Source organism: Micromonospora sp. NPDC049900 (genome assembly GCF_044461025.1).
Lineage (GTDB): Bacteria > Actinomycetota > Actinomycetes > Mycobacteriales > Micromonosporaceae > Micromonospora.
Map to the genome: position 1 here is coordinate 241755 of NZ_JBITKM010000006.1, position 25779 is coordinate 267533.

The 25779-nt window shown below is 71.0% G+C and carries 17 protein-coding genes; 8 read left to right on the top strand and 9 right to left on the bottom strand.

Translation table 11 applies throughout. The annotated features are described in order from the left end of the window. The first annotated feature begins 34 nt into the window (after positions 1-34). Positions 35-1717, top strand: coding sequence for a B12-binding domain-containing radical SAM protein (locus ACIBMZ_RS16600; RefSeq protein WP_396694547.1), 1683 nt, complete (start codon positions 35-37; stop codon positions 1715-1717). Beyond that, positions 1714-2778, top strand: coding sequence for a sulfotransferase family protein (locus tag ACIBMZ_RS16605; RefSeq protein ID WP_396694549.1), 1065 nt, complete (start codon positions 1714-1716; stop codon positions 2776-2778). Before ACIBMZ_RS16600 ends, ACIBMZ_RS16605 begins: the two co-directional genes overlap by 4 nt. 36 nt (positions 2779-2814) lie before the next feature. Here the strand turns inward: ACIBMZ_RS16605 and ACIBMZ_RS16610 are convergent, their stop codons facing one another. The 4 genes from ACIBMZ_RS16610 to ACIBMZ_RS16625 form a co-directional block, all read right to left on the bottom strand. Beyond that, positions 2815-3918, bottom strand: coding sequence for a hypothetical protein (locus ACIBMZ_RS16610; protein ID WP_396694551.1), 1104 nt, complete (start codon positions 3916-3918; stop codon positions 2815-2817). Then, entirely contained in the window at positions 3915-5000 is a 1086-nt protein-coding gene (locus tag ACIBMZ_RS16615; protein WP_396694553.1) for an Ldh family oxidoreductase, read from the bottom strand. Before ACIBMZ_RS16615 ends, ACIBMZ_RS16610 begins: the two co-directional genes overlap by 4 nt. A 114-nt stretch (positions 5001-5114) precedes the next feature. Further along, positions 5115-6788, bottom strand: a complete 1674-nt coding sequence (lysS, locus tag ACIBMZ_RS16620; protein WP_396694555.1) for a lysine--tRNA ligase — start codon at positions 6786-6788, stop codon at positions 5115-5117. A 120-nt stretch (positions 6789-6908) separates the two neighbouring features. Continuing rightward, positions 6909-8306 (bottom strand): condensation domain-containing protein, encoded by a 1398-nt coding sequence (locus ACIBMZ_RS16625; RefSeq protein ID WP_396694557.1) that lies wholly within the window; start codon positions 8304-8306, stop codon positions 6909-6911. Positions 8307-8537: 231 nt separating this feature from the next. Between ACIBMZ_RS16625 and ACIBMZ_RS16630 the strand changes: the two genes are divergently transcribed. After that, positions 8538-8804 (top strand): acyl carrier protein, encoded by a 267-nt coding sequence (locus ACIBMZ_RS16630; protein WP_396694558.1) that lies wholly within the window; start codon positions 8538-8540, stop codon positions 8802-8804. Here ACIBMZ_RS16630 and ACIBMZ_RS16635 read toward each other — a convergent pair. Together ACIBMZ_RS16635 and ACIBMZ_RS16640 are read right to left on the bottom strand one after the other, a co-directional pair. Beyond that, complete coding sequence (locus tag ACIBMZ_RS16635) at positions 8783-10603, bottom strand: ABC transporter ATP-binding protein (RefSeq protein WP_396694560.1); 1821 nt, start codon at positions 10601-10603, stop codon at positions 8783-8785. The genes ACIBMZ_RS16630 and ACIBMZ_RS16635 overlap by 22 nt on opposite strands. Next, positions 10600-12474, bottom strand: a complete 1875-nt coding sequence (locus tag ACIBMZ_RS16640; protein ID WP_396694562.1) for an ABC transporter ATP-binding protein — start codon at positions 12472-12474, stop codon at positions 10600-10602. The genes ACIBMZ_RS16635 and ACIBMZ_RS16640 overlap by 4 nt, the downstream gene beginning before the upstream one ends. A gap of 170 nt (positions 12475-12644) precedes the next feature. On the opposite strand from ACIBMZ_RS16640, the gene ACIBMZ_RS16645 reads away from it, so the two are divergent. Both ACIBMZ_RS16645 and ACIBMZ_RS16650 read left to right on the top strand, forming a co-directional pair. After that, positions 12645-13487, top strand: coding sequence for an ATP-grasp domain-containing protein (locus tag ACIBMZ_RS16645; RefSeq protein ID WP_396694801.1), 843 nt, complete (start codon positions 12645-12647; stop codon positions 13485-13487). A 93-nt stretch (positions 13488-13580) separates the two neighbouring features. Next, complete coding sequence (locus ACIBMZ_RS16650) at positions 13581-14165, top strand: XRE family transcriptional regulator (protein ID WP_396694564.1); 585 nt, start codon at positions 13581-13583, stop codon at positions 14163-14165. 130 nt (positions 14166-14295) lie between these two features. Here the strand turns inward: ACIBMZ_RS16650 and ACIBMZ_RS16655 are convergent, their stop codons facing one another. The 3 genes from ACIBMZ_RS16655 to ACIBMZ_RS16665 all read right to left on the bottom strand — a co-directional run bounded on the left by ACIBMZ_RS16655 (position 14296) and on the right by ACIBMZ_RS16665 (position 23082). Then, entirely contained in the window at positions 14296-14658 is a 363-nt protein-coding gene (locus ACIBMZ_RS16655; RefSeq protein ID WP_396694566.1) for a hypothetical protein, read from the bottom strand. A 223-nt stretch (positions 14659-14881) separates the two neighbouring features. Continuing rightward, entirely contained in the window at positions 14882-21703 is a 6822-nt protein-coding gene (locus ACIBMZ_RS16660; RefSeq protein ID WP_396694568.1) for a hypothetical protein, read from the bottom strand. 398 nt (positions 21704-22101) lie between these two features. Then, on the bottom strand, positions 22102-23082 hold the full coding sequence (locus ACIBMZ_RS16665) for a LysR family transcriptional regulator (RefSeq protein ID WP_396694570.1): 981 nt from the start codon (positions 23080-23082) through the stop codon (positions 22102-22104). A gap of 211 nt (positions 23083-23293) precedes the next feature. On the opposite strand from ACIBMZ_RS16665, the gene ACIBMZ_RS16670 reads away from it, so the two are divergent. The 3 genes from ACIBMZ_RS16670 to ACIBMZ_RS16680 are packed head-to-tail and all read left to right on the top strand — an operon-like array spanning position 23294 to position 25769. Beyond that, positions 23294-24286, top strand: a complete 993-nt coding sequence (locus ACIBMZ_RS16670) for a glutamate ABC transporter substrate-binding protein (protein WP_396694572.1) — start codon at positions 23294-23296, stop codon at positions 24284-24286. Between the two features lie 20 nt (positions 24287-24306). Then, entirely contained in the window at positions 24307-24978 is a 672-nt protein-coding gene (locus ACIBMZ_RS16675) for an amino acid ABC transporter permease (RefSeq protein WP_396694574.1), read from the top strand. Further along, on the top strand, positions 24975-25769 hold the full coding sequence (locus tag ACIBMZ_RS16680) for an amino acid ABC transporter permease (RefSeq protein ID WP_396694576.1): 795 nt from the start codon (positions 24975-24977) through the stop codon (positions 25767-25769). Before ACIBMZ_RS16675 ends, ACIBMZ_RS16680 begins: the two co-directional genes overlap by 4 nt. Positions 25770-25779 lie beyond the last annotated feature (10 nt).

A 25779-nucleotide genomic window follows, 5' to 3' on the forward strand; every position in this document is an offset into this window, starting at 1 on the left:
ACGGCCCGGCGGCGACGACAGGAAGGTCTCAGTCATGCCTCGTGTGCTATCCCTCGCTCCCGAGCTGTACGCCAACGCCACGAACTCCGTCGACCACCGCTACCAGGAACAGATGCGGGAACAGGACAAGACGCCGGTCCCCACCGACCCCACCCTGCCCCGGTTCACGCTGGTCGTCGGCCCCTCACCGTTCACCATGCCGCGTGGTTGGGAGTTCTTCCTGACGTCCCCCTACGAGGGGGCCTCCTACATCTCCACCGTCCTGCACAACGCCGGCTACCCGGTCCGGATCGTCGACGTCCGGTACACGCCCAACCCTCTCCAGGCCGCCTACGACCAGATCATCGGTCAGACCGACGTCCTGGGCATCTGCACCTTCGAGGACAACTTCCCGTTCTGCAACGAGCTGATGGCCATGGTCCGGGACAACGCCCCCGAGATCCCCATCATCTGCGGCGGCTCGCTCGTCACCTCGGTGCCCAACCTGTTCATGGAGCACACCGCCTGCGACATCGCGGTGATCAGCGAGGGTGAGATCACCATCCTCGACCTGATGGAGAGCTACGCCGCCGGCCGCTGGGCACAGGACCTGCCCACCATCCGCGGCATCCTCTACCGCAGCCCGGAAGGCGTCGTGAAGCGCACGCCGCCGCGCGGACAGATGATGGACCTCGACGCGCTGCCCCGGATGCGCCTGGAACTCTGGCCCCAGGCGCAGAGCCCGATGGGCCTACAGCCGCAGATCATCTCCTCCTACAGCCGTGGCTGCAAGATGGACTGCTCCTTCTGCTACCGCACCACCCCGCAGGTGCGTGCCAAGTCGCCGGAGAAGATGGACGCCGACCTGGCCTGGCTCAAGAGCCGCTACGGCATCGAGTTCAGCTTCTTCGTCGACCTGACGTTCAGCTCCCACCGTCGACAGACCATCGAGATCTGCGACGTCATCAAGGACCACGACCTGCGGTGGACCTGTCTGACCCGGTGTGCCGACATGGACAAGCCGCGGATCGACGCGATGCGTGACGCGGGTGCCGACATCATCCTCTACGGCGTCGAGTCCCTCGGCTCCGAAGTGCTGCGCGAGGCCCGCAAGGGCAACTCGGAGAACATCACCGTCCGGGCCATGCGGACCACGTTCGACGGCGGCGTACGGTTCGGTGCCCTGCTCATCGTCGGCCTGCCCAACGAGAGCGAGGAGTCGCTCAACCACATGGTCGAGTTCGCCGAGACGTACAACCACGTCACCCGGGTCAAGTACCTCTCCGCGATGCCCGGCACCACCGTCTACCAGCAGGCGCTCCAGTCCGGCCTGATGCGCAGCGAACTGGACCACGTCAACTGGCTCTCCATCGAGCAGGCCCTGCACGAGGACGAGTTCCTCAACGTCAGTGGACTCTCCGAGCAGGCGTGCCGCGACGCCTACAAGCGCGTCTACGACGCCTACCAGCCCGGCCCGGTGATGGACTTCCAGCACTGGCCCGAGAACTTCACCCACTTCCACCCCAACCCCGACGACGGGCTGACCCGCTCGACCTCGTACGCCGGCTCGGGCTGGCGGGCGCAGGCCAGCTCCGCGGGCGCGCCGCTGGTCCCCGGCTCGGAGCGGTTCACCCTGGACCAGGTGGCCACGCCGGAGGTGGCCGCCGCCGGAAGCAGCCTGATGGCCTGCGGCGCGAAGAAGGTGACCGGAGGACTGGTCACCGCCGGCGCGGCGTGACCACGGACGGCACCGGGCGGAGCGGACGCACCCGGAGCCCGGTACTGATCATCGGCACCGAACGCTCCGGCTCGAACCTGCTCCGCCTGGTGCTGAACGCACACTCCCGCATCGCCGTCCCACACCCGCCGCACTTCATGCGCTACCTGGCCCCGGTGGCCCACTGCTACGGCGACCTCACCGACGAGGACAACCGTCGACGGCTCGTCCACGACGCCTGCCTCCTGCTCGACCGGCACATCTCCCCGTGGCCGCACCGCGTCGATGCCGACCTGGCGGTGGCCCGGGCGAGCCCCACCCTCTTCGGCGTGGTCGCCGAACTCTACGAGCAGTACCGCGAGGCGGAGGGGAAGGCCCGCTGGGGCTGCAAGAGCACCTTCATGGTCGACCACGTCGCCGACGTGCTGGCCGAGTACCCGGCGGCCCGGTTCGTCTGGCTGGTCCGCGATCCCCGGGACGTGGCCGCCTCCGCCCGCCGGGCGGTGTTCGGACACTGCCACCCCTACCTCACCGGGCAGCTCTGGGCCCGGCAGCAGACCTCGGCCGCCGCCGCGCTGGCCCGCCACGGCCCGGACACGGTCCACCTGCTGCGCTACGAGGACCTGGTGCGGCAGCCCCGAGACATGATCACGCAGCTCTGCGCCTGGTTGGGGGAGTCACCGGAACCAGCGATCTTCGCCCACGACCGCACCCCGACGGCCCGGGCCCTGGCCAGCCTCTCGGAGTCCTGGCGCAACGCCGGCCGACCGGTGACCACCAGCAGCGTCGGCACCTGGCGCAGCCGACTGGCACCCGCCGAGGTCGGCCTGGTGGAGGCCGCCGCCGGGCCGGTCATGGCCGAACTGGGCTATCCCGTCGACGCCGTCTGGCCCGCCGTACCACCTCATCCGGCCCTGCTGCGCCTGCGCGAGGGCGTCCTGCGGGCCGGCGTCGAGTACCGGTCGCTGCGGCAGGACCGCAACGCCGTACGCCGGTGGCGACGCGACGCGACCGTACGCTGGATCCACACCCGCGCCCGCCTCGGTGCAAGGAAGGGTCCCCCGCTAACGCCTACGGCATAGCAGGGGACCCCTGCCAACCCTCGACCGAGCCGCCGGTCAGCGTCGCCCGGCGTAGCCCGCCAACACCTCCAGCAGCGCGTCGGCGTGCCGCTCGAACGTGTACTCCCCGCGCCGGGCCAGCACGTCGGCACCGAGCCGGTCCAGCCGCGCCCGGTCGTGCAGCACGTCGGCCAGCTCGTCGTACCCGTCGAAGAGGAAACCGAGCCCCTCCTGTCGCACGATGCGCTCCATGGCCTCCTGGCCGCCGCGCTGCTGCGCCACCGGCAGCCCGGCGGCCAGGTACGGGACCAGGCGGTTCGGTCGGTTCATCCGCTGGAAGCCCACCTCGTGGGTGCCCTGCGCCACCACGTGCATCAACCCGGCGTCGTACCGGGACCACTCGGCGACGAACCGCTCCGGCGGAATGTGGTCGTGCAGGTGCACGTAGCCGCTCTCGGCGAGCCGGGCGTACTCGGCGCGGGCATGCGCATTGTCCACACTCCAGATCGACTGGGCGTTCGGACCGATGTACTTGCCGCCGTAGATGTGCACGTGGACCCGGCGGCGACTCAACGCCGCACACAGCTCCCGGATGTCGGTACGACCCCGGGTGCTGGACACCCCACCGGCCACCAGCAGGTGCGGCTGACCGTCACGCTCGTGCAGCTTGCCGGTCAGGTCGTCGGTGAAGTACCGCGCCGGCAGGTAGTCCGGGTCCAGCAGGTGCGCCGACGCGTCGCTGACCCCGTACGCCCCACGGAAGTAGTCCAGCGACTCCTGGTTGATGTAGATCTGCCCGGCGGTCTCGGTCAACGCCCGTCGCTCCAGGTCGGCCGACTCGCAGAAGTGCTCCTTGTGATGCCGCACCACCGGCCCGACACCGGCGTCGAGCAGCTCGCCGAGCAACTGCAACGACCCGTCCCACACGTTCTTGAGGCTGTAGACCACGTCGACGCGGTGCTCCGCCGCGATCCGGGTCAACTCCGCGCCGGCCGGTCCCGCCGGCAGCCGGTACTGCGGCACACTCGACGGCAGCACGTCCGGCGTGGGCCGCTGGGCTGGTGCCGGCATCGTGACGTACGTCAACCGGTGCCCCCGCTCGGCCAACGTCATGATCCGCTCCGGATACCGGCCGAGCCGCCCGGCCACCAGGATGTTCACGCCGTTCCCTGCGCCGGGATCGAATCCGACCCGCCCGCACCCGAGGCATCGGCCGCCGTCGGTGTGTCGATGCCGAGCCCGGCGGCCACCGTGCACAGGTCCCGCCACGTGGCGTCGGGCAGCACCACCCCGTCGGCCGCCGCCCGGGCGCGCTGCTCCGGCTCACCCGGCACCAGCACCTCGCCGGAGTCCGGATCGGCCGGCACCGCCTTGAGCCGCCGCACCGTCGCCTCGACGAAGTCGTGCAACCGCTCCGGCGGCCCGAACCGGGCCGGGTCGACGGCGAGCACGAACAGGCAACTCGACCGTTCGGCACCGGCGAACCGGTCACCGTCGCTGAGCCCGACGGCGAGCAACTCGGCGATCACCGCGAGCGCGAAACCCTTGTGGCCCCCGAACGGCAACAGGTACCCGCCGGTGAAGAAGTCCTCCACCCGGGTGCTCGGCGCGCCCTGCGCGTCCAGCAGCCACCCCGGAGGCACGGTCTGCGCCCCGGCGGCGCGCGCGATCTGCAACTTCCCGATCGAGACCATGCTGGTGGCGAAGTCCAGCACCACCGGGGGCCGACCCGCCGCGCGCGGAACGGCCCAGGTGACCGGGTTGGTGGCCAGCGCACCGTCGGTCCCGCCGTGCGGTGCCACCTTCCACGGCCCCTGCCCCTCACCGCCGGTCAACAACCCGATCAGACCGGCGTCGGCGATGCGCTCGGACCAGCCACCCAGCCGCCCGGTGTGGTGCGCGTGCGACATCACCACCGCCGCCAGTCCGCTGTGTGCGGCCTTCTCCACCACCAGGTCCACGGCGTACCGGGCGGCCAGGTGACCGAAACCCCCCGCGCCGTCGACCACGGCGGTCGCGGGCGCGTCGTCGACGACGAACGGCCGGGCGGTCGGCTTCAACCGGCCCTGGGCGATGTCCCGCAGGTACGACGGCAGCTTGAGCACACCGTGCGAGCCGTGCCCGGCCAGGTCGGCACCGATCAGCGAGTCGGCGACGATCTCGGCGACGTCGTCCGGCGTGCCGGCCTGACCGAGCAGTGCGATTACCAGTCGACGGAGGTCTTCGACGGCGATGAGGGCCATGGGCGTCCTGTCGGGTGTCGGGTGTCGAGGGCAGACAGCCTTCTTAACCCATCACCGAGCCGTCCGGCAATCAATGTCCGTGAATGACAGTGATCGACGTCGACCGACGCCCGGTCACGCCCGACCGGCTGCCGCCTCGGCCTCCTGCGGGGTGAGCAGCGCCCGGACCCGGTCGGCACCGAGCGCCAGCAACAGGGTCGGCAGCCGAGGGCCGGTGTCCCGGTGCACCAGGAGCCGGTACACGAGACCGAAGAACGCCCGCTGGGCGGCCCGCAGTTCGGGGGTGGGTGCGGTGTCCAGCGGAAGCCCGAGCTGGCGCTTCGGCACCCCGTAGACCAGCGTGGTCAGCCCGTCCAGCGTCCAGTCGTCCGTCAGCCCCTCGGCGAGCAGCCGCAGGCTCTCCCGCTGCACCGGGTCGAGGGAGCCCAGCAACTCCCGGTCCGGCTCGGCGCGCACCTGCGTACGCTCCGCCGGTGCGACGTGCGTGGCCACCCAGTCGGCCGCGCGGTCGAGCCGGGGACGCACCTCGTCCAACGAGCCCACCGGCTCCTGCGGCGTCATGTCGCGCAGGATCCGCAGCGTCTGCGCCTCGTTGCCGGCGGTGATGTCGTACACCGACGCCAGGGTGCGGAACGACATCGGCCGCGCGGTCTTCGGCAGCTCCACCTCCGCGGTGCGCAGCGAACGGTCGAGCACCACCGCCTCGACCTCCGACGCGGTGCCCGCCCGAACCCGCCCCACCAGGGCGTCCCACTCGTCGTAGAGCCGGCTCACCTCCTGGTCGAAGGCCACCGTGATCGACTGGTTCGGGCGACGCCGCACGTACAACCAGCGCACCAGGGCCGGCTCCAGGATCCGCAACGCGTCGTCGGGTGTCGGGGCGGCACCGGCGGAGCCGCTGAGCTTGGCCGCCCCCTTGGTGCCGACGAACGAGTAGCCGCGATAGACCGGCGCCTTGCCGCCGTACACCCGGTCGACCACCTCGCCTCCGACGGTGTAGCTGGAACCGGGGGAGGAGTGGTCCACACCGGCGGCCTCGAACAGGACCTGCTCGTACGCCCACCGCATCGGCCAGTCGACCTTCCAGACCAACTTGCCCGGGTCCTGGCGGTCCAGCCGGGCCCGGTCCGAGTGCCCGCACGCGCAGGTGTAGTGGATCTCCGTGGTCTCGTCGTCGAAGGACACGATCGTGGTGTCGTCGCGCCGACAGACCGCACAGTAGGCCTTGTACGGGTAGTAGGTGTCGTGGGAGGTCAACCCCTCCTCGGACTCGCCCTGGTCGACCTTCGTGCGGTATCTGCCCAGCACCGAGCCGATCAGCTCCCGGGCCCGCATGGCCGTCACGACCTGCTCGCGGTACCGGCCACCGGTGTACATGGCGGTCTGCGAGATCTCGTCGACGACCACACCGAGCTGCCGCAGCGCCGCCCGGAACGGCGTCTTGAAGTGCTCGGCCCAGTTCTCGTGCTCCCCGCACGGGTCCGGCACCCCGGTCAGCGGACGACCGACGTACTCGGCGAAGGAGGGATCGACCCCGGCCGGAACCTTCCGCAGCCGGTCGTAGTCGTCCCAGGAGAGCAGATGCCGGCTCGGCAGTCCGCGCCGACTCAACTCGTCCGCGACGAAGTGCTGGACCATGATCTCGCGCAGGTTACCCAGGTGGATCGGCCCGGACGGACTGATCCCCGAGGCGCAGACGAGCACCGGTGTCCCGGGCCGCCGCTCCCACTCCGCCACCACGTCGTCGGCCACTCGCGCCACCCAGTCGCCGGCATCAACCTCAGCCACCGAACTCCCCTCCAGCCGTGTCGGCCCACCACCTTAGTGCCGACACGCCGCTGTTGTCCGGACGCACCACGAACACGCTGAGTCGTCGGCGCGCCGCACCCGCCGGAGCGGCGGTCGTGCTCAGTAGGAGCCGGATCGGCCCACCGACGGCCGTACGCCGGCCACCCGCCCCACCTGCCGCATGTCGAGATCGCCGGCCGCTGCGGCGACCAGCAACGACTCGATTCCGGCCAGCAGCCGTCGGGCATCCTCGACACCGAGGTACGCGGTGTCCACCCGCAACTGCATCGCGGCCGCGCCCGGCGCATCCGAGACACTGAGGAACACGGTCAGATCCTGCGCGTCCCAGCCGGTCACGTACTCGATCCGGGTGTCGCGGCACAGCGCGGCGAGATCCTCGGCCAGCTCCGCCGCACCGGAGCGCACCTGCGGCAGGCCCGACCACCGCTGCTGCTCCCGCGCATCGTTGAAGAAGACCCCGATCTGCGGCACGAACCCCCGCCGCGCCGCCACCCGTTGCCGCGCCTCGGCCAGCTCGACGGTGTCGTGGTTGCCGTGCTGATAGGTCAGCATGGCCTGCCGGTAGCAGCGGGTGACCAGATCGGTGAACGTACCCGTGCCCACGTCGACCCGGAACAGACCGTTCTGCACCACCGGGCCGATCATCGTCTGTAGCCGACGTTCCACCCGGCCGCCGACGATCAGGGTGAGGAACATCGGGTCCGCGCCGGTGTGCTGGGAGAGCACCGCTGCCTGGGCGGCGAGCAGGACCGCGCTGGTGCTCACCCGCTGCCGGTCGGCCAAGATCTGCGCGGCCACCGCGACGGCCGACGACTCGATGTCGAGCTGCACGATCCGGGGCGTGTGCGGCGGCTCGGACGACGGCGGCACGAGCGACTCGGGCACCTCACCGAGCAGCTCCTCGCGGAACCGTACCGCCCGCCGGCTGCGCCGACGTCCCGGCTCGCTCGCCTCGTAACCGGCCTGATCCAGCGGCTGCCACCGCGACTCGGTCGGCTCGACCGACGCACCCGCGAGAGCGCCGTGCAGCTCCGCCTTGAGCAGGGCCAACCCGGTCGCGTCGACGGCCGCGTGCGAGACGTTCAGCACCAGCGCGGCGGGCGTCTCGTCGGCCAGCACCAGAGCGAAGCGCACCGGCCACTGCCGGGCCAGGTCGAACACCGTCGCGGTCATCGCCGCGACCAACTCCTTGGCGTCCGCTATCACCCGGTCGGGCGCCGCCGACCAGACCGGCACCGTCAGGGTGCCGGACCCGTCCACCTCCTGCCGCAGACCCGTGGCGCCCATGACCAGCCGGGTGCGGAGCACGTCGACGCGCGCGACGACCTCCTCCAGCGCACGCCGCACCCCGGAGACCGTGACGCCGTCCGGAACCAGCACCATCTCGCGCATGGTGAAGCTCTGCGGCTGATCACCCAACCAGTCGATGACGTCCCAGATCTCCCGCTGGGCCCAGGTGGCCGACGCCTGCGCCTGCCGCGCCTGCCGCACCGTCACCACGAGATCGTGGCCGGTTCTCCGATCCATCCCGGTGCCCCCGTTCCGGTCTGGGCGCCGGCACCACCTGTCCGGCGGTGCGGCTTATGGCCGGAAGGTAGCCTATGAAGCCACTTCGGCCAATGTCAATATCGAGGGGCGTCGCGGTGCGCACCGCACCGTCGGGCCATCGACAAAGGGCCATACTGGTTCCGCCCGCGACCGTGGGTGGCCCCCCGACTGGAGAGCGAGATGACTGAGCTGAGCCCCTCCGCCGCGCCGACCGACACCGAACGCCGACTCGTCACCGAGGTGGTCGAGCCCCTTCTCGGATTCACCCCCGACGAGATGAGCCAGGATCTCATCGCGCTGGGCGCCGACAGCATGCAACTGGTCCACATGCTCGCCCAGGCAGAGGACCTCTTCGACGTCGAACTCTCCGCCGTCGAACTGATGGACAACGTCAGCGTCGCCGGACTCGCCGCGCTCATCGACCGTCAACTCGCCTCCGGCGGCTGATCCTCGCCGGACGGACCGTAGGCGCGGGCCTGCATCAGATACAGCTCCGCGTACAGCCCACCACTGGCCAGCAGCTCGGCGTGTGACCCGGACTCGCGCACCGTACCGTCCTGGAGCACCACGATCAGATCCACCATCTGCAAGGTGGAGAAGCGGTGGGAGACGAAGACGGTGATCCCGCCACGCCGCTGCGCCCGCTGGGCCGACTCGGCGTACCGGACGAAGATCGCATGTTCGGCGGCGGCGTCCAACGCCGCCGCCGGCTCGTCCAACGCCAACAGGAGCGGCTCGGTCCGCATCTGGGACCGGGCCAGCCCCAACGACTGCCACTGCCCACCCGACAACTCCTGCCCGTCGGTGAAACCGGTGCCCAGGTAGCCGTCCAGGCCACCCTCCACCGCGTCGACGACCCGCTGCGCCCCCGCCGAGTCGATCGCCCGCCGCACCGACTCCTCGTCGTCGATCCGCTGCACCGCACCGATCCCGACGTTCTCCCGCAGCGTCAACTCCAACCGGGCGAAGTCCTGGAACATCGCCGACGTCCGAGACCGCCACTGCGCGGCATCCACCTCGTCCAGCGCCACACCGTCGACGAGGATCCGGCCCTGCGTCGGCTGGTACAGGCCGTACAGCAGCTTCACCAGCGTGCTCTTGCCCGCACCGTTCTCACCGACGATCGCCACCGTCTTGCCCGCCGGCAACTCGAAGGTGACGTCCCGCAACACCGGCCGGGTGGCTCCCGGGTAGCGGAAACCCACCCCCTCGAACCGGATGCCCTCGTCGAGCCGGGTCGGTGCCGCCGATCCGGACGGCTCCGACACCCCGTCCGGCACCGCGCTGGCGGCCCGCAGCCACTCCAGCCGGCGTACCGTCGTGCCGAACCCCTGGAGCGTGCCGAGCAACCCCAGACCGTTGGCGACCTGGAGACTCACCTGCACCGCGAGCGTCACCGCCAACACCACGTCGCCGACGCTGCCCCGGCCGTCGGCGACGTCCCGGACCACCAGCCAGAGCGCCGCACCATAGCTGAGGGCGAAGAACGCCTGCCCGGCCGCCCGCACCGCCGCCCCACCCGCCTGCGCCCGCCAGACCGTCGACGTCACCCCCGCCATCGTGGCCTGCTGACGGCGCACCAGGTCCGGACCGGTCCCGAACAGCCGCAACTCCTTCACCGACGACGCCGAGGTGGCCACCTGCAACAGGTGCTGCGAACGCCGGATCCCCTCCGCCGTGTCGTCCTTGGCCTGGTCCACCAGCCGCTGCGCCCGCCGCGCCAACAGCACCGGCGGCACCGCCGCCAGCGGCAGCAGGGCCAACCACGGATTCAACAATCCCAGCAGCACCGTCGTGACCACGAGCTGACCGACCACCCCCGCCAGTTGCAGCAGCCCCTCCACCGGCACCTGCATCGGCGAGATGTCGTCCCGCACCACCTGCAACTCGTCGGCGAACCGGGAGTCGTCGAGCTGGGCCAGGTCCACGCTCCCGTTGGCCCGCTCGATCAGCTCACCGTGCAGCTTCAGCTCCATCAGCTCGGCGAGCTCGAAATACTGGAGATGGGCGAAGTGCGCCATCATCAACTCGACCACCAGCACCACGGCCACCGCCGCCGCCAGCGTCACCGCCACGTCCGTGTGCGCCGCCAACGCCGCGTCGACCAGCCGGCCGAGCAGCACCGCCACCATCGGCGAGGCCAGATAGCCGGCCGCGATCATGACCGCGGCCAGACCCGCCCGCCGCCGGTCGGTCCGCAGCGCCAGCACCACCAGGAAACGTGCGGCCCGCCCCAACCCGCTCATCGGCCGGCCTCCGCGTCGACGAACCGGTCGGCCTGCAACCGGAACAACGTCGCGTAACTGCCCCCGGCAGCCACCAACTCGTCGTGTGTGCCCTGCTCCTGCACCACCCCGTCGGCCACCACCACGATGTGGTCGGCCCGACGGACCGTCGAGAAGCGGTGTGAGATGACCACCGTCGTCAACCCCCGACTGATCTCCAGGAACCGGTCGAAGAAGTCGACCTCGGCGCGTACGTCGAGTTGGCTCGTTGGCTCGTCCAGCACGATCATCGACGCCCCCGCGGCGACCTTGCGCATCGCCCGGGCCAACGCCACCCGCTGCCACTGCCCACCGGAGAGGTCCTGACCACCGGCGTACCGGCTCGACAGCGTCGTCCGCAGACCGGCGTCCAGCCCCTCGACGACCTCCCGCGCCCCCGCCCGGTCCAGCGCCGCCCACAGGGGCGACTCGTCGTCGGGGGCGGCACCCGCCGCCAGGTCGACGTTCTCCGCCGCGCTCAGCTCCAACCGGACGAAGTCCTGGAACACCACCGCGATCCGGGACTGCCACTGCGCCACGTCGTACTCCCGCAGATCCCGCCCGTCCACCGTGATCCGCCCCGCGACCGGGTCGTACAACCGGGTCAACAACTTGACCAACGTGGTCTTGCCGGCACCGTTGAGCCCGACGATGGCCGTCGAGCGCCCCGCGGGCAGGGTCAGATCCAACCCCCGCAGCACCTCCGCACCCTGCGGGGCGTACCGGAACCGCACCTGCTCGAACCGCACCTCCCGCTCCGGGCGGTCGGCCGCCGACTCACCGGCGACCGGCGCCGCCAGCGCCGCCCGCGACCGGGCCGACCGCGCGAAGTCGGTCATCGCCTCGTACGACTGGAGCCCGTACTGCGTCGGCACGTCGCTCTCCGGGAAGTGCACCCCGAAGCGGATCGGGATCAGCGCCGCCTGCACCGCCAGCCCCAGTTCGAGCACGCTGAGCCGCCCACCGGCGGCAGCCTGCGCGATCAACACGAAGACGATCGTCGCCCCGACCAGGCCGACCGCCGCGTACCCGAGGAACGGGCGCAGGTTGATCCGCCGCCGTCCCGCCCAGAACTGCCGCAGGTAGTCCAGGTACTCCGAGCGGTGCCGTTCCCGGACCCAGCCGATCAGACCGAACACCCGGATCTCCTTGGCGAACGCCGCCCCCGCCGCCATCGACCGCACATAGGAGGCGTGCCGCCAGGTGGGGAACAGTCCCTTCAGGAACGCGCCGAAACGTCCCAGCGCCCCGCGTTGACCGAAGCGCACCACGAGCGCCGTCACCCCGGCCACCAGCGACGCCCACGGGGAGAGCGCCACCCAGAGCACCACCACCGCCCCGACGAGCTGCCCGTACCGGGGCAGCAGCGCCAACGCACCTGCGGCGGCGTCACCCGGGGTGGGCATGGTCCGGCCGAACGCCTCCCGGGCCCGGCTCAGCCGATCCAGTTCCGTCGCGTCCTCAAGCGCCGAGATCGGCGCGTCCACCAGCGCCGACGTCATCAGGCTACGGGTGCACCAGGCGTCCACCCGCCAGGTCACCAGATGCCCCAACGCCGTCTGCGCCGGCGCGAGCACCTGCTGGAGGAAGAAGGCCAGCGCGGCGAGACCCAACGCGAGCACCGTCGCGCGCCACGCCTGCTCGTCGCCACCGATCGCCTCGGCGAGCCGTTGCACCATCACGCTCGTGGCCACGATGAACCCGATCGGCAGCAGACCGAGCAGGACGTTCACCGCGAGGGCCGCGCCCAGTGTCGGCATGCCCGCATGCGGGAGCAGACGGGCGATGGACAGCCAACGGTCCAGCCGGGATCGGGCACCGCGCCACACCGCCGAGAACCGTGCCATCCGCATCCGAACCTCCGCAGGCATCGTCAGTCGGCCGATCATATCGACGCTCGTATCGATGTGTGGGTGCCGACTTTGCCTCGCCGTACGCCGCCCTGGTCACCGGTCGAACGCCGGGGATCGTCGGCGGGGGAGGGACGGCAGCTCTCGTGGGGCAGGATGTGTCCGTGATCCTGATGGTCCCCGCGAATCCGATGCGCCCACGTCAACCCGACGACCACTTCACGGCGGAGGCGCAGGCGGCACGTGCCCTCGGATTCACGGTGGCGGTGGTCGACCACGACCTGTTGGCCCGAGGCGGGGACGCGCGCCGCGCGGTCGCCCCGGTCCAGGGCCCCGCCACGGCCGTGTACCGGGGCTGGATGCTGCGCAGCGAGCAGTACACCACGTTCGCCGAGGCGCTCGCCGAGCGCGGCGTGATGCTGCGGACCGACGGTGCGCAGTACCGACGGGCACACGAACTGCCCGGCTGGTACGACGCACTGGCCCCGGTCACCCCGGCCACGGTGTGGACCACCCGCGCGGCACAGGCCGACTTCGACCGCGCGCGAGCCGCACTGGGCGCGGGAACGGCGGTGCTGCGGGACTACAGCAAGTCGATGAAGCACCACTGGGACGAGGCGGCGTACATTCCCGACCTCGCCGACGGCGCGGCGGCGTGGCGCGTCGCGCACCGGTTCCTGGAGTTGCGCGACGACGACTTCGTGGGCGGATTCGTGCTGCGGCGCTTCGAACACTTCACCTCCGCCGAGGTCCGCACCTGGTGGGTCGACGGCGAGTGCGTCCTGATCGGACCGCACCCCGACAGCCCGGACGCTGCCGCGACGGCCGAGGTCGACCTGGCCACGGTCGCACCGTTGGTCGCCGGGCTCGGCCTACCCTTCGTCACCGTCGACCTCGCGCTGCGCGCCGACGGCGTGTGGCGGGTCGTCGAACTCGGCGACGGCCAGGTCAGCGACCGACCCTCCACCGTCGCACCGCAGACACTGATCGCGGCCCTGTTCACCCGGGACCGCTGACCGGCGCGTCTCAGCTTCGGGCCACCGACGAGGACCGACGGTCGGTCGGCGTCGCTCAGCGATGCGAGGTGGAACGAAAGCAGTGGAGCGGTGTTGAGCAAGGATGTGAGCATGCTGTGGCCCGACATCATCCGGCGCGCTGCGAAGCTTGGGACTGACCGGGAACTGGTCGGCATGTACCCACGCCGGGCCGATCTTTCCCGATCGATCTTCCGCGAAGCGATCGCGCGTGCCGAATCCCGGTTGTGGTTCGGTGGCTACACCAGCTACTTCGTGTGGCTGGAAGTGCCCGATGGTGCCGCAGTCCTCGCAGCCAGGGCCAAGGCCGGGGCTGACGTGCGATTCCTGCTCGGCGATCCGGACAGTCCGGTCACGGCTGAACGAGACCGGCTGGAAGCGACCCCGCTCACCTTGGCGACGCGCATCGCGATGACACGGGCTGAGATCAGCAAGGTCGACGCAGGGGTGCCGGTCCGGTTGTCCGATCGCCATATCGCCATGTCCGTGTGGATCTTCGATGATGAGGCCATCGTCGCCACGCACATCGGTGCAGGGCTCGGGCAGGACTCCGTGACGCTGCACCTGCGGCGTGCGCAGGACGGCGGAGTGTTCGACCGGTACGTGGAGCATTTCGAGTCGCTGTGGTCCGACGGAAGTCCCGCCGACGCGCAGCGCTGAGGAAAGGCTTTCTGTCAAGCAGGACGAACCGACGCTGGGCTGCGTCAATGGGTGGGACGGCGAGCCGTCAGCCGTCGACGCATTGAGGTGCTAACGACCGAAGGAGGTTCGATCAGTCGGTGATCTTGCCTTACGGCAGGTGTTCGGCGGCGAGCTGCTCGGCCTCGGCCACGAACTCGTCCAGCTCGGTCGGGGTCAGGTTCGACTCAAGGAGAATCTGTCCGAGGACGAAGATCTCGATTCCCAGCACGGCCTCGGCGGAGAGGTTGTCGATCAGTTCCGGCTCGCCCACGGCGGCCCGGATGACGCCCTCCACCTCAAGGGCGGGTGGGGTCGCACCCTCCTGGTACTGGGAGCGAGCTGACGACACGAAGGCGGCTATGTCGGTGGGGGTGGCGTTGGCTCCGAGGTGCCGATGAACCGCAAGGGCGAAAGCGGCCTCGATCAGCCGCAGGCTGCCGGGTAGGCCGTGCTGCCTGATGTCGGCTGCCACGGCGTCGGCGGCTCCCGGTCGGCCCTGGCGAGAGCCCGAATCAGGTCGCGCAGCGGATTAACGTCCACGTCTTCTGAACCTCGCTATCCGTTCGTTGATCACCGCAGTGACCCTATGTGCCGCGACGCCCACCAGGATGCCGAGGATTGCGAGGTTGCCTGCGGCCTCCACAGCGTCGATCTTCGGCCGGGGCGAGTAGCCGATGTCGCAGAACTCGTCGACATCAGTAGCCGCACGACGCGATCAGCGCGGCCAGGTGGTCGAGTCGGGCTGACGTGGACGAAAGCCGGCCGTCGCGGTGCAGGCTGTCGGCCAGCGGCGTACCGCTCCACCAGGCCGGGTCGGTCCGCGACACCCATTCCACCCGCAGCGTCGGGTCGACCAGACACTGCACGCTCGTGATCACGTCGTCGATGCTGCGGAGCACCTCCTCGTCGCGGTCCCGGTCGGGGACCCGGCGGGACAGCTCCAGGACGACGGCGACCGCCGTGGCGATGACGCCGTCCACCCGTTCGCTCGTGTTGGTGGCACCCGCCAGGACCAGTGCGGCGTAGTCGTCGTACGACAGTTGGCGGTCGAACACCGCGCGAAGCAGGAAGCGGCCGGCGTGGGGGTCGCTCCACTCCGGCTCGCTGCGCGTGAGGTAAGCGAACATCTGCCCGGCCCACAGCCCGGCGACCGGGGGATGCGGGCTCCACGGGTCGGTGACGACCGGGGCGGTCACCGCCTCACCCGGCGGTGCGGTGTCGTCGCGGGCGGCCAGTTCACGCCGCAGGAGCACGGACATCGCGGCGAGTTCCCGGTCGGCCCGGCTCTCCGCCCACATCTCCTCCAGCACCCGGTTGGCGATCCCGCGCCGCGTGCTGTGGGAATCGGCCACCCCGAACTCGTGGCGAACGCGTTCCGAGTCGTGTCTGATCCGGTCGGCCACCTGCCACGGACCGACCTGGTCGAGCCAGGTCAGGACGCCTCCCGGGCGTCCCTCGGCGGTCATGGTCTGTTCGAGCGCGTCGAGCACCTCGGGGCGTACGAGCCGCTCTCGTAGCTCGTCCAGAACGGCCTGCCGCTGCGGCCAGGTGTTGGTGGAGAGCCACCGAGCCAGGTCCCGTGGCAGCGGGGGACGGGCCACCGCCCGACTCGCCTCGACCGCTGCGGTCACCAGGTCGGCGGTCGGTCGTTCCCGGAACAACTCGCGCCGACCGCCCGCACCGCGTAGCTCCCATACCGTGTCCAGGGCCACCCGGTCCTTGTCCACCGGTGCCGGTACCCGCCGCACGGTCACCACCGCCGCACGGTCGAGCCACGCCTCCAGTAGCGAGTCGGCGCGCAGCACCGCCACGACCACACCACGCCCGTCCCACCAGGCGAGCCGGTCCACCGCCTGACGAAGCGCCGCGACGACGGCGGCGTGCTGCGGCTGTAGCCGGGGCGTGTTGACGATCACCACGTGCCGCTGCGCTCCCGCCGCCCGCACCGCCTGCGTCAGCGCGGTCAGCGCCGGCTCGTCGCGGGGGCCCGGCGGGGCACCGGCGAACCAGACCCCGTTCACGGAGGTGATCTCCTCGGGCAGCAGCGGGTCGTCCTGGACAGGGGCGGCGACGTCGACCGCCGGACCGCTGTCCGCGCGTACCGTCGACGCGGCGGACGGTGGGGCCGTCGACGTGGACGGCAGGTCGGCCGGTGTCTGCTCCGCGCCGGTCTCGGCCGCGAGGGACGCGACGTCGTCGTATGTGATCACCGCGCCCGGTTCCACGTCCACGTCCGGCGACGCGATGCTCGGCGTACGCGGTGCGGAGCGCACCGGCGAGGCCGACGCGACGTCCAGCGGGGTGACGCTGGGCGTACGCGGCGGCGGTGTCGGTGTGACGTCCAACGACGCCACGCTCGGTGCACGCGTCGGCGCGACCTCCGGGGCAGGAGGGGGCGGTTCCGGTGCCCTGGGCGTGACCGCCTCGACCGGTGCCGGGGCGGGTGGGGCCTCGGTGGTGCGCATCTCGATGTTGCCGACGACCCACCGCCTGCCGTGGGGACCGTTGACCCGGACCACCGCCACGGCGACGACCTGGTATCCGGGTGTGCCGTCCCCGGCGGCCGACTCCACCGGGGTGCCGAACCGGAGGATCTCGCGGCGCTGCGCCGAACCGCCCACGCCCTGACCGTGCGGCGCGTCGACCCCGAGAATCGGCAGCGTCGGACCACCGGTGTTGGTGACGTCCCGCGTCAGGGGGTGGGCGTCGCCGAAGGTCATCGCAGGGATCACCGACCCGGCGACGGTCGTGGTGAAGCTGTCGGTGTTCGCGTTGATGCCGTCGATGGCCACGTTGCGGCTGGAACTCGCAGGCCGTGGGGAGAAGAGCGCGAACTGTAGCGAGGTGCCCGGCCCACCCGCGCGACCCAGTAGGCGGCCCACGGCGGCGGGTTCCAGCATGGTGACCCGGCCCGAGCGGGCGAGGCTGGACAGGCGGACGAAGATGCCCTCCGCCGAGGTGGAGTTGTGCAGTTGGTCGTCGTCGGCCAGGGACGGGTCGACGGACCGGATCGCCTCGGCGAGCTGCGTGACCGCGTCGAAGTCGTACACCGAGAACGGCCGGCTCGGACGCCAGGGCGGGCCGGTGACCAGGGCCCGAACCGATGCCGGGATCTCCAGGTCGACGACGACCGCGTCGGTGGGCGGGGGTACGACGGCGGTCGGGGCGGAGGTGAGCAGCAGCGGCGAGATCTGCCGCTGGTCACCGAGCGGGACACGAGGCGTCTCCGCCTGGCTGAAACGCAACGTGACCAGGGTCGCGAAGGCGTGTGAGGACTCACCGGCCGCGCGGAGCGTCGGCAGGCTCGGCCAGGCCAGCCGGACGAGCCGGCCCGGGGTGCGGAGTCCGTTGATCGCGGCCCGGCCCACCCGGACGACGAGCGCGTCGTCCAACGGCATCGAGCGGACGACGACGCCGAGCGTGTAGGGGACACGGTCGAACTGGGTGGTGGCGATCGTCCGTTCCCAGGTGCGGTACTCCCGCAGCGACGTCGCGGTCTGCACACGTTGGTGCTGGGCACCGATCGAGAGGGCCGGCTGTGCCTGGTGGCCGTGCTGCTTGACCATCGGGGAGAAGGCGGCGCTGTTGGCGACGACCCGGGTGACGCTCTCCTTGCTCGCGCCCGGGGTCTGTAGTGAGCCGCCTTCGCCGGACGAGTGGGCCAGGATGGTGTCCAGGCCCGCGCTGGACGAGGTCGGCCGGCCTCGCCGCGCGGCGAGCTGCGTGGGGCTCTCCACCGGCTGCGCGCGGAACTCGACCTCCACCAGCCGTGGCCCGAGCCACGACCGGTGCACGAAGTGGAACGAGGCGCGGCCCTCCGGGCCGATGTTGATCAGAGTCCGCAGCCCCAGGGTGGACGTGTGGTCGGTGATCCGCGATCGGACCCCCGGCAGGTAGGCGGCGTGGCCGGGGTGGGTCACCCCCGGTGCCTGGGCCTCGACCATCGCGCGGACGTGGCTACGCAACTGCGGGCGCGGACCTCGGGGGACCACCGCGGTGGCCACGCCGAAACCGAGCCTGCCGCGGCCGTGCACGAACCACGAGGGCAGCGTGCGGTCGGCGATCGCGGCAGTCTGCGGGTCGGCTGGCGTGATGCCGGGGATCTGCCGCAACTCCGGATGGTTGAGCAGGTCGTTCTCGACGAGCAGGAACTCCACGGCCTCGGGTACCTCGACCACGACCTGCCACTCGGCGAACGGCCGACCCGCGAGCGTCCCGGCCACCACGTTGCGGACGCCCTTGGTGACCGTGATCAGATAGACGGCCTTCGCCACGAAGCGGAACACCGAGACGTCGTTCTCCGTGGTGACCCGGAACGCCATCGTGTTGTCGGCGAACGTCGTACGGGTGTCGGTCTGTCTGAGGTGGGTGTACGTCCCGGCCGGTACGAACTGCGTGACGCTGCCGTACGAGCCGCTGAGCGTGGCGGGCAGCTCGTACCCGACGCTGTCCTCCGCCGTCTGCGCCGAGCCGTCGAGGGACTGCAGCCAGCTCTCCATGTCCATGACACCGGGTGCGGGCAGGAGCCGCACGTCGGTGAGATAGCCCTCGACCGTCACCGAGATATCGGTGCCGGACACCATGCCGTGCCCGCCGATGTTCTCGGTCACGTACTGGTCGTTGAAGACCTGTAGGGCGTTGGCCACCAGATGGTGCGGGGAGACCGCCGCGTGCGCCACCTCCTGCGCCATGGTCTCCGGTCGGTCCAGCGGCTCGCCGAGCGTCCGTCGCCGCACCCACGCCCATCCGTGCATCGCCGCCCGGCCGAGCCATCGGGCCGTCCGGCCGCCCCACGGCCAGAACACCCGGTTCTCCGGGGCCGGGGCGTCGTCACCGACAACCGCCATCGGCGCGATCGCCTCGTCGACCGGAAAGGCGCCGGGCATGGTGCGCGGCCGATCCGTGTCGGCCGCACCCGGCAGCCTGCGTGCGGGCCGCACCGGCTGCATCTCCAGGTCGCCGCCGACCGGCGGCGGCGCCACGTCGTCGACCGGGTACGCGCCCGGCATGCGGGGGAGTACGGCGGTGGGCGCCTCGGCCGGTACGACCGGAGGGTGTCCGGCGCCGATCAGGGCCTTGACCACCGCACGGATGACCCGGCTGCCCTCCACCCGGTCCACGTACGCCAGGCTGGGCAGGCGCAGCACGCCGTTGCGGTAGATCGTCTCGTCCGGTTGGTCCAGGCTGGTGCGATCCTGAGCGGTGACAGCCCGTGGTGCGGGATCCCGGTGCGGACGGATCTCCACCGGCTCGGCGAGCGTGCGATAGGTGGGTACCGCCAGTCCGAACATCCCGTCGGCCTCGGTCGGCTCGGGTGAGTCGCCGTGACTCCACGAGATCTCCACACGCAACCGCACCGGCACCTGGAACGCGTGCGACCCCTCACCGGTCGGGCTGAGCGCGTACGACTCCTGGCCGAAGCCGATGGTGGTGTCGGTGATGGTGGCGGGCCGGGAGAAGCGGTTGACGCCGCCGGAGAAGCCCTGCACCGGCCGGTCCGTCGCGGTCGTCCCGGCCGGGTTGGTGGAGGAGCCGGCGACGCCACCGTTCCAGCCGAACGGTGATCGGCTTCGTCCCTCACTGGCGGGCAGGGTCGAACCCGTCCAGTTCAGCGTCTGGACGTCGGGCAGGAACAGGACGTGGACGACCCCTCCCTGGGGGCCGTCGGTGAAGCGGCGTTCGGCGACGATGCGGGCCTCGGCGCGTTGGATCTCGCCCCGGACCGGCAGCTCGAACACGATCGGGTAGCCACCCTCGATCATCTCGTCCACGGCGCCGCGCAGCCCGACGCCGGAGCGGGCCACGTCGAGCTTGCGTACGTTCACCAGGCGCTGCACCCTGGTCGCCTCGTCGGTCAGCGCGTCCGACGCCGATTCGTCCTCGGGCGGCAGGAAGCCGTGCCCGGTCAGCCAGGTCTGCACCGCTGCGAACAACGGGTCCGCACCGGTGACCCGCAACGGCGTGGTGGAGACGCCGATCGACCGGAGCTGCGCGATCTCGGGCGGCAGGTAGCGTGGCGTGGTCGGTCGTCGGGTGACGAGGTCCGCGGACGGTACCCGCAGGATCGCCCGGTGCGGCACGCCGGAGCCCAACGGCGTCGCCGTTTCGGGGCGGGCCGCGGCACCGGTCGCGCGGACCAGCTCCACGTCGAGGATCACGTCGACGCCCTGGGGGATCAGCGGCTTGCGGATCCGCAGCGAGTGCGAGGTGCGTGCCCCACCACCCGATCCCAGCGTGTGCGACACCTGATGCCGCGCACCGAGCTGTCCCCGGACGGCACCGCCGGCCGGCTCGCCGCCCGCGTCGGCCGGTGAGGTCGACATGCCGAAGGTGACGAAGCCGTCGACGCCGACCGCGTTGGTGACCTCTGCGGAACCGTCCACCCGCAGGATCCGCAGCACGTGCGACTCCAGCACGGCGTCCTGCGTGGCCGGACCGGTGACCTCCCGGGCGACCAGGGTCGCGCGCATCCGCAGGTATCCGACGACGAACCCGTCGTCGTCGAACAACAGTGGCGACGGATGGCTGCCCACCCAGGCCAACGGGACGTTCGCGCGCAGGCTGTACTCGCCGAAGAACTCCCACAGGTCCCGTCTCGACGCCTCCGACAACGTCGCGAGGTGCGGCCGGAACGACGCCATGACATCGCGGAAGATCAGGTCGGCGTCCGGTACCGACTGCACCCCGAACAGGGGCACGTCGCGCAGGACGTCCAGCGGCGCGGGTACGAGCGCCCCCGCGTCCGGGGGCGTGGGCTCCACCTGATGCGTCGGGAACCACACCGTCAACCGCTCGGGCGGTGGGCTCTCGAGGTCGGTCCACGGGCGGTTCCCGTCGTCGCCCATGCGGAGCTGCCACCGCATCCGGTAGCGGTACGGCCACGACCGTTCGCGGCTGCGCAACAGCGTCAGCGCCTGCACCGCGCCGGTGACCGTCGCCGAGCTCGACGTCTGGTTGTACGTCATGCTCGGCTGGACCGTCAGCGCCACCCGCCGCAGCATGCCGCCGGTGTCCGCCGGCACCGGGTGCGAATAGGTGAACGGCAGGCGTACGGTCCGCAGGTCGCTGGCACCGCCGCTCTCCGCCACCTCCCAGCCGCCGAACGCCCAGCGCTGGAGCGTCACGGGAGGCCCGTCGGGCATCTGCTCGATGTCGGGGTCCGCTTCCACCGCGTCGCCCAGCAGCACCCGCAGCCACGGGGTCCGCTCGCCGTCGGCGGGGCTCGACAGCGGCAGCCCGGTCTCGCTGCGGACCCGGGGCCACTCGGTGAGCAGATAGTCCGAGGTGAGACGCCGTTCCAGATCCGTGCCGAAGGAAGGGTGCGTGCCACGCGTACCGGCCGCCGCCTTCACCTGCGCGAGCAGCCACGCGACGACGGCCTCGGGCACCGGCGCGATGTGCTCGAGGCCCTGCGTGCCGTCGAACCGTGATCCGTACCGCCGTACCGCCTCGGTCATGTCGCGGCGCGGGGAGGCGGGCGTCGGCTCTTCCCGGGATCCGTCCTGTGGCGACGTCAACCGCTGGTTCCTCCCTTCTGTTCCGACGGTCCGTTCGACGGTTCGTCGCCGCAGGGCGCGACCGATCGACTCGGCCGCGCAATGCGATCGAGGAATGGTCTGTCCGCGCCCGACGAATGCAGGAATCACAGCCGAGGCGATGGGGAACGCCGCGATGTCGAAATCGCGGACGGCGCGACCGAGAAACCGTTCCCGGCTGTGTCGTCGAGCTCAGCCGGCGGTGCTACAGAACCGGAACGGTTCGACGAAGCGGCGTCGAATGGGACACCTGCTTGCACTCATGCCAAGAGGCTAGATCCGGCGGCGGTCCGATGTCAGCAGGTGTGATCCAATACACCTGTTAACCTACCGGTTAAGTGGGAGTTGCGGCACGCTGTACCCGTGCAGAGCGCCGGCCCTCAGGCCGCCTGTGGCCCGGAACGGTGCACGCCGACCGGCGCCGACCGCAGGCGGCCTCGCAGACTGCGCGCGGCCGTGCGCAACTCGCGGACGGTGTGCGCGACCGGCGCCTCGCGCAGCACCTCCGGCGACGCCAGTGCGTAGATCCGACGTTGCGGCCAGTTGGCCAGCGGCCGGACCCGGAGTCGGTTGTCGAGGTGGGCCGAGATCGCCAGCTCGTTCATGAGGGTGATGCCGACGCCGCTGGTCACGAGGTTCTGGATCGTGACATGGTCGTCCGCGGTGGCCACCAGGCGGGGTTCGAAACGAGCCGCCGCGCAGGCGGCGAGGAACCGGTCCCGTACCGTCTCCATGACCCACGGCTCGTCGGCGAGGTCGGCGAAGTCCACCTCGTCACCGTCGGACGTCTCCCGGGCCAGCCGGTGATCGGCCGGCACCACGACGCACCGGCGATCGGTCATCAGCGAGACGCGGCGAAGGCCCCGCTCCGCGTCGGCGGTGCCCTCGTTGCTCCAGTCGCACAGCAGGCCGACCTCGATCTTGCCGGACCGCAGGAGTTGTGCGGCCTCGGGCGGTTCGACCTGCTGCACGACGAGTTGCGGTGGGGGGTCCGCGCCGTCGTCCGGTGTGCTCCGGGCGAGTCGGTCCAGCAGTGAGGGGACCAGTGTGGCGCAACTGCTCCGGAAGGCCCCCAGGCGGACGGTGTCGGCCCGCTGCTCGCTCATCGCCCTGATCTCGGACTCGGCGGCGGCGAGTGCGGTCAGCACGATGTCGGCGTGGTCGGCCAGCCGGCGACCGGCCTCGGTCAGTACGATTCCTCGTCCCGCCCGCATCACCAGGGGCGCGCGGGCAGACCGTTCGAGCAGCCGCATCTGATAACTGATGGCCGGCTGGGAATAACCGAGTGCTCTGGCCGCTGCCGTGTACGAGCCGTGCCGCGCCACTTCGGACAGGATGAGCAACTGATGCGTGTCCAACACGAGCTGAAGCATAAAGAGCGCTTATGAATGCTCGGTGACGTTTTGATTGGACGTTCGGCGGCATCGGCCCGATGCTTTCTGCGCAGCCGAATCCGGCTGAACCTCGCTATCACGTGGTGCCCGACGCGGCCCCTCGCGGCACCTTTCGTCTACTGGCCTGCGTGTATCCGGACCACCCGAATCGCACCGGAAATCCCTGAGGAGAGACACCGTGGAACGACCAACCGCCCTGGCTGCTCGCAGCCGTCGTCGGCCCTCCGGTCGACGAGCCGTCGTCCTGGCCACCGCCGTCGCGCTGGCCACCACCCTCGGCGTGACGGCGGGATGCAGCTCCGCCCCTCTGCCGGCGCCGCCCGGGACCGCCGCCGCCGACGGGGGAGCGGGTGGCGAGTCGATCGAGAAGATCCTGGCCGACGCTCCCGTCGCCGATCCGGCCGACCTTCCGGCGGGCAGCCGGATGGCCACCGTCAAGCAGGCGGGCACCCTGCGCGTCGGCGGCACCACCACCGCAGCCCTGTTCTCCCTCAAGGACCCGACCACCGGAAGGGTGACCGGCTTCGACGCCTACCTGTCCCAGCTCCTGGCCAAGTACATCACCGGGACGCCGTCGGTCGAGCTGGTCCAGGTGACGGCGCAGACCCGGGAGCTGTTGCTGCAGAACGGCACCGTCGACGCGGTCTTCGCCACCTACACCATCACCCCGGCGCGGGCTGAGAAGATCAACTTCGCCGGACCGTACTTCAACTCGGGCACCTCCATCCTGGTCAAGAAGTCGGAGACCGGCATCACGAAACCGTCGGACCTGGCCGGCCGGACGGTCGTGACCCAGGCCAACTCCACGGCGGTCAACACCCTCAAGCAGGTGGTCCCGGACGCGAACCTGCTCCTGCTGGAGACCAACGACCAGTGCGTCCAGGCGCTCCGCCAGGGCCGGGCCGAGGCGTACGTGCTCGACCAGGCCATCCTGCTCGGCAACGCGCAGCGTGACCCGGAGGTCAAGGTCGTCGGCCAGCCGTTCACCGAGGACCCCTACGGGGTCGGGCTGCCGCCCGGTGACGCGCAGTTCAAGACGTTCGTCAACGGGTGGCTGACCAAGATCGTCGAAGCGGGCCTGTGGGAGCGGATCTGGAAGCTGACCGTGGGCACCGCGATCGAGGGCGAACCGCCGGCCCCGCCGGTTCTCGGCTCCGCCGCCGGAAGCTGAGCGCGATCCACGTGTCGTACGTGTCGGAGGTGGTTGGGTTCCCGCTGGTCGACGGCGTGCTCAGCCACCTCGGCCGGCTGGGGGCCGGCCTCCTGGTCACCATCGAGCTCACCGCGGCCTCGTTCGCGGGCGCCATGGTCCTGGGGACCGTGGTGGCGATCATGCGGATCGTGCCGGTGCCGCTGCTGAGGGTCTGCGCCGCGATCTACGTGCAGTTCATGCGCAACACGCCGCTGCTGGTCCTACTCGTGCTGTTCGTGTTCGGGCTGCCCGAGATCGGGATCCTGTACGACCTGTTCTGGACGGTCACCACCGCGATGGCGATGTACGGGGCGGCACTGGTCGCCGAGACCATCCGGTCCGGCATCCGGACCGTACCGCCCGGTGAGGCGGAGGCGGCACGGGCACTGGGCATGACCACGGCCCGCAGTCTGCGCCACGTCATCCTTCCGCGCGCCTTCCGCGCGATGGTCCAGCCGCTGGGCAACATCTTCATCGCGATCGCCCTGAGCAGTTCCCTCGCCGCGGCGGTCGGCGTCACCGAACTGACCGGTGAGACCGATCTGATCAACCTGGAGTTCGCCGACGCCGGTCCGACCTTCCTGGTCAGCACGGCGCTCTACCTGATCCTGACCCTGAGCATCGGCGTGGTCACCGGGCTGCTGGAGAAGAGGGTGGCGATCGAGCGATGAGCGTGTCCGAGCAGGCCCTGTTCGACCAGCCGGGTCCCCGGGGCCGGCGATGGATCCGGCTGGCGACCATCGGCACCGCCGTGCTCCTGGTCGGCCTCTTCTGGGGGGCGATCACCGAGTTCCACGCGCACGGCCAGCTCGACCCGGCCAAGTGGACGATCTTCGGGCAGTGGCCCGTGATGGCCTTTCTCCTCCGGGGCCTCGCGGCGACCCTCCTGGCCGCCGGGGTCAGCGCCGTCATCGCCGCGCCGTTGGGGTTCCTGGTCGCGCTCGGCCGGCTGTCCCGGCGACGGGTCATCCGGTGGCCGGCGGTGGCGTACGTCGAGCTGTTCCGCGCGGTACCGATCCTCCTGCTGCTGTTCGCCTTCCTGATCCTGGCGCCCCGCTTCGGGCTGCGGCTACCGATCTTCTGGCAACTGGTCGTACCGATCGTGGTCTCGAACGTGGCCGCGCTGGCCGAGATCTTCCGCGCCGGAATCCTCTCCGTCGACAGGGGACAGACCGAGGCCGGGCTGTGCGTCGGCCTGAGCCCGGCGGCCACCATGCGGCTGGTGGTGCTCCCGCAGGCCCTGCGCCGCGTCGCCCCGGCGCTGGTGACGCAGTTCATCCGCCTGCTCAAGGAGAGCACGCTCGGCTACGTGGTGAGTTTCCTCGAACTCCTCCACGCGGGCCGGGTCCTCGGTGAGTACACCCACGCCCTCATCCAGACCTACCTCGTGATGACCCTCATGTTCGTCGCGGTCAACGGGCTGCTGTCGTGGTTCGCCACGGTTCTACAGCGGCGTGGCTGACCGCCCGCCC